5 protein-coding genes are annotated in these 4318 nt (G+C 32.1%); all 5 read left to right on the top strand.

Annotation, left to right across the window (positions count from 1 at the left end):
- Positions 1-864 (top strand): M23 family metallopeptidase (locus GQ589_RS11300; protein WP_160426280.1); only part of this gene is annotated, 864 nt, incomplete at its 5' end.
- 1 nt (position 865) lies between these two features.
- The gene (locus GQ589_RS11295) at positions 866-1615 is read left to right on the top strand and encodes a hypothetical protein (RefSeq protein WP_160426277.1); all 750 of its coding nucleotides are present in this window, start codon (positions 866-868) and stop codon (positions 1613-1615) included.
- Between the two features lie 82 nt (positions 1616-1697).
- Complete coding sequence (locus GQ589_RS11290) at positions 1698-2609, top strand: peptidoglycan-binding protein (protein ID WP_160426275.1); 912 nt, start codon at positions 1698-1700, stop codon at positions 2607-2609.
- A gap of 32 nt (positions 2610-2641) precedes the next feature.
- Complete coding sequence (locus GQ589_RS11285; protein WP_160413170.1) at positions 2642-3166, top strand: hypothetical protein; 525 nt, start codon at positions 2642-2644, stop codon at positions 3164-3166.
- Between the two features lie 167 nt (positions 3167-3333).
- A partial coding sequence (locus tag GQ589_RS11280; RefSeq protein WP_160426273.1) for a hypothetical protein occupies positions 3334-4318 on the top strand: 985 nt, incomplete at its 3' end.

The raw sequence follows: 4318 nt of genomic DNA, 5'->3' as shown, positions 1-4318 counted from the left end.
AAAGTAGACGAAGCGCATGAACATGTCAAAACAAACTGGCAACTAGAAAAAGCGCAACGCATTAAACCCTCACTGTGGTGGCAACAAGTAGCACAGGCGCAAACTCAAAACCAAACAACCAGCACAGAACAAAGCAATGCCAATACCCCTAAACTATCCAATCTATCAACTGATGGCAGAGCGTGGTTTATTCATCCGGTGGCGATGGTGGATTATTTCCAAGAAGAAACAAAACTCTGGTATGAGCCTTTAGAAAATCCACAAAGGACGCTTTATAATTCAAGTAGAAATATTAAACCATCTAACGGTGCTTTTGGTTATGTTCGAGCATTTTGGAATGAAGAATTAAAGAGGTTACAAAAGAAAACTCATAATGGTTTGGATTTATTTGCGGATATAAATACCCCTTGCTATGCCTGTTTAGATGGTAAAATAGTCCAATATAAAGATGAGGGGAATAAAGGATATGGCAATGTACTCGCTATTGAAGTTAAAGGTGATGATTTACGCGCATCAAGAAATGACTATACGCTTGAATTTGAAGATGAAGTTGTTAATGGGAATGGTTTTAATTTAAATGTAGATCATTTTTATTTACGCTACTGTCACTTAAGTGATAAACGTGCTGACTTAGAAGTGGGTGATAAAGTTAAGGCTGGCGATTTAATTGGCTATACTGGCGATACTGGTAATGCAAAAGGAGTTTGTAATCCTCATTTACATTTTGAAATTGCTATGAAAATAAGTGGTAATGGTATTGGATTGATCAATAGATATAATCCTGCTTTTTTTGTTAATTTACAAAAAATAGATGAAAATTTGCAAACAAATGTGAAAGAAAGGCGTTTTAAAGAGAAAAAATAAAATGAGACTAAATTTTTTTAAAAATTTTTTTATTTTCAATTTTATTATTGCTATTTCCTATGTTGCTAATGCGAATATTGATAATAAGGAAAAAATAGAAAATAAATTATTATCTTTTCCAAACCAGCATCAACTAAAAAAATGGCAACAATTTGATCAAGAAATAAGTTTTAAATTTGTGGGATCAGATAACTATAGTGCTTGGGAATTAAATCATTATTATATTAAGTGTAATAATCTGACTTATTTTTGTACTCTAAATTATTATAATAAAAATATTAATTTTACTATACCTAATGGTGATAATATAACTGGTCTTAATGCTTATTTATATGAAAGTTCATCGACCAAATTATATAAAATTATTCTTCTCGAAGCAGAGGAAGAAAGGGGAATTGGTTGGTATTATATTCTTGTGTTGAAGGAAAATAATTTATTAGGGAAGTTTTTGATTAACCAAGGAAGGAATGCAATATTTTTATTTGATGAGGGGAAAAAATTTATTTTCGATAATACAATAAGTAACGATGTAAGTTTACCAAAGATAAATCATTCTATAAGTTCAGACGATATTGATGAAATATATGTTAGCCCTAAATATTTTCTTTCTATTTTTAATAAAAAGGATGATTTTCTGTTCATGTTTAATAAAATATATACAAGCGCAACAGATGAAATTGATCACTCAACTTATATTACAGATGAATACATATATATTGAAAAAAAATTAATTAAAATATTCATAAATTAAATATTACTATCAGTAAAAAATAAACTTACTCCAGCCTTATTAGATTAATTTTGTCCTGCAACAAGTGGCACAAGCTTAAAACATGACAGCAAACACAGAACAAAGTGATGCCAATCCCCCTAAACTGTCCAATCTATCCGCAGATGGCAAGGCGTGGTTTATTCACCCGGTGGCGATGGTGGATTATTTTGTAAAAAGAATTCTTTTTCAAAAAGGTGATAAAGATGAAATTATTCGGGAAATTAATATTAGACTTGCTGGATTTGGTGGCAATGTGCCAACAGATGAATTTACCGAAAGAACCGAAAATATGATCAAACAGTTTCAACGTGATTATATGCAAGTCGAGGAAACGGGTATTGTGGATATGAATGTGATAAAGGCTATAGATGAGTTTTCTGATAAATATGATTTACCAAGCAATGAATGGGTAAAAAAACCTCTTACTGATGACGAACAAATGTTTTGTCCCTGCGGATTGTGTGATGGATTTGGTAAAAGTAGACATAAAGATATGTACTACGGTGTAAAATTAGAAGCAACACATAGGTATGAGTATCCTGGTATACACAGATCATTATTATGGGCATTAAAAGCCGTAATATTTTACTTACAAAAAGAAAATTCAGTTTATAGTTTTAGAAAAATTTCATCAGGATATAGGTGTTATGATCGAAATCTTCAAACAAATAGACGAACTACAAACCATAAAGGAAAAGCTTTAGATATACATTTTAATAAAAATGGTGTCAGGACAAGATCATGCGACGATATGAATAAGTTGAGGAAAGATATTTTTAATAAATATTTAGGAGCAAAATGGGATTGGCTAGCCGGTCAAGAAAATATGTTTAATTTAGAATCAGCTAGAAAAGGAGCAACGAGTTGGGTACATTATGATGTAAGAGAGTTTGATCAAATTTATTTAAAAGATGAATATTTTTGTAAAGATTCTGAAACGTTAAATGATAAGCCATTGGCTTCATTATTGTAAAAAATAGCTAATGAATAATTTTAGGATATATTATGATAAATAACTATATAATTTATTTAGTATTCGGTGTAATTCCTTTTTTTGCATATGCACAAGAGCCCCCTATTCAACAAAATAATAAAAATCTCTGTTTTGAAAAAAGCACAGATACTTTACCATTAAATAAAGCACATAAAAATAAACAATATAATTTAACCAATAATGAAAATTGTAAGATTAAAGATTTGGCATCATGGAATTGTGAAATAGATTTTCGTTATATACCTCTACCATCAAAAAATGACATGAATATGATTTTGGTACCACAGGATTGTGGTGATTTTCCTTACAGACTTTATTTATTGACAATAAAAGATAATCAAATACGATCAGATTTATACGTTGAAGGTGAATGGTACGAACCAGGAAATAATGAAAATCTAATTGAAAAAACATATTTTACTATCTCAAAGGATTTTATCATTACCGTTACAACAGAATATGATAATAATTTAACAATTAAGCATTATTATTTAAATCAAGATGGATACCTTAAAGAAAAAACCAACAATAATTAAATTACATTTTATTTTTATCATTCCTGAATTTAATTACGTCATCAGTCATAGTTGATGAAAAAATATTCGGATAATTGGCGAATTATTTATGGTTTGTGCTAAATGTTACGCTGCTGAGTGTAGATTCTGAGCCTGCAAATCATGAGGGTTTTTATACGATTCGTTTTATGCTTGAAAATAAACCATACTGGATAGAATCCAGTGCGGTATCACACCTTAATGGACAAAATGGGCAACTTACTTCAAGCATAAGTTACTGGAATAAATTTCCGTTATCATTAAACAGCAGTCTTTCCCCTCAGGAGAAAAAACGCAATACGGTATGTTACCCTCATACCGTGTCCCTAAGTTCATTAGCGCGTGAAGGTTTGATAGCGATAGAAGATGAAAACACCAAATGGGCACAAGTGACGGCACTTGATGAGCAAATGCTACCAATACAAGGTTGGGTGAATATAAAAGACAATGCACAAGCGCATATCAAACGGCGTAGTCCATGGCACTGGCCTGGGTTTGAAACGATAGAAGAAAAGGCAACAATAAGTGAATTAACAAAGAAACTTAGTAAAAATCGAAGTGCAAGGCTAGATATTGAAGATTGTACAGAAACGATGTTAACGGTACTGCGAATCTTAGCGAAATCTGGCTATAACCATTATTTATGGAAATCTCTACCGGATAAGGGAAAAAATAAAGTCAAAGAGTTTTTACAATTATTAGAAATAAATAATAAGAATCCATTTACCAAAGAACAATTCAAAGCGGCGTTACGAACAAGTGGGACAGCGGAGCAGATAGGGCATTTACTGGTAAGATATGAAAGTGAATGGTATGCCGATGAAGCGTTAAGCAAATGGAATGAAATTGATGACTTATTTGAAGAAGAGAAACAACAACAAAAAACGCTGATTGCAGCGGGATTAGATGAGCGGGGCATCACCCAGCTTTATCAGCGTGATATTGCGATGAAAAAAGTAGATGAAGCGCATGAACATGTCAAAAAAAATTGGCAACTAGAAAAAGCGCAACGCATCAAACCCTCACTGTGGTGGCAACAAGTGGCACAAGCACAAGCGCAAGCTCAAACAACCAGCACAGAACAAAGCGATGCGAATGCTAATACCCCGAAACTATCCAATCTATCAACTGACG

This window comes from Gilliamella sp. Pas-s27 (genome assembly GCF_009795865.1).
In the GTDB taxonomy this organism is placed as follows: Bacteria; Pseudomonadota; Gammaproteobacteria; order Enterobacterales; family Orbaceae; genus Gilliamella.
This window is presented reverse-complemented; position numbering and strand designations above follow the sequence as displayed.

Bases quoted from the DNA above. Each gene is read 5' to 3' on its own strand.
- GQ589_RS11290 (WP_160426275.1), top strand. From the start codon at position 1,698: ATGACAGCAAACACAGAACAAAGTGATGCCAATCCCCCTAAACTGTCC.
- GQ589_RS11295 (WP_160426277.1), top strand. From the start codon at position 866: ATGAGACTAAATTTTTTTAAAAATTTTTTTATTTTCAATTTTATTATT.
- GQ589_RS11285 (WP_160413170.1), top strand. From the start codon at position 2,642: ATGATAAATAACTATATAATTTATTTAGTATTCGGTGTAATTCCTTTT.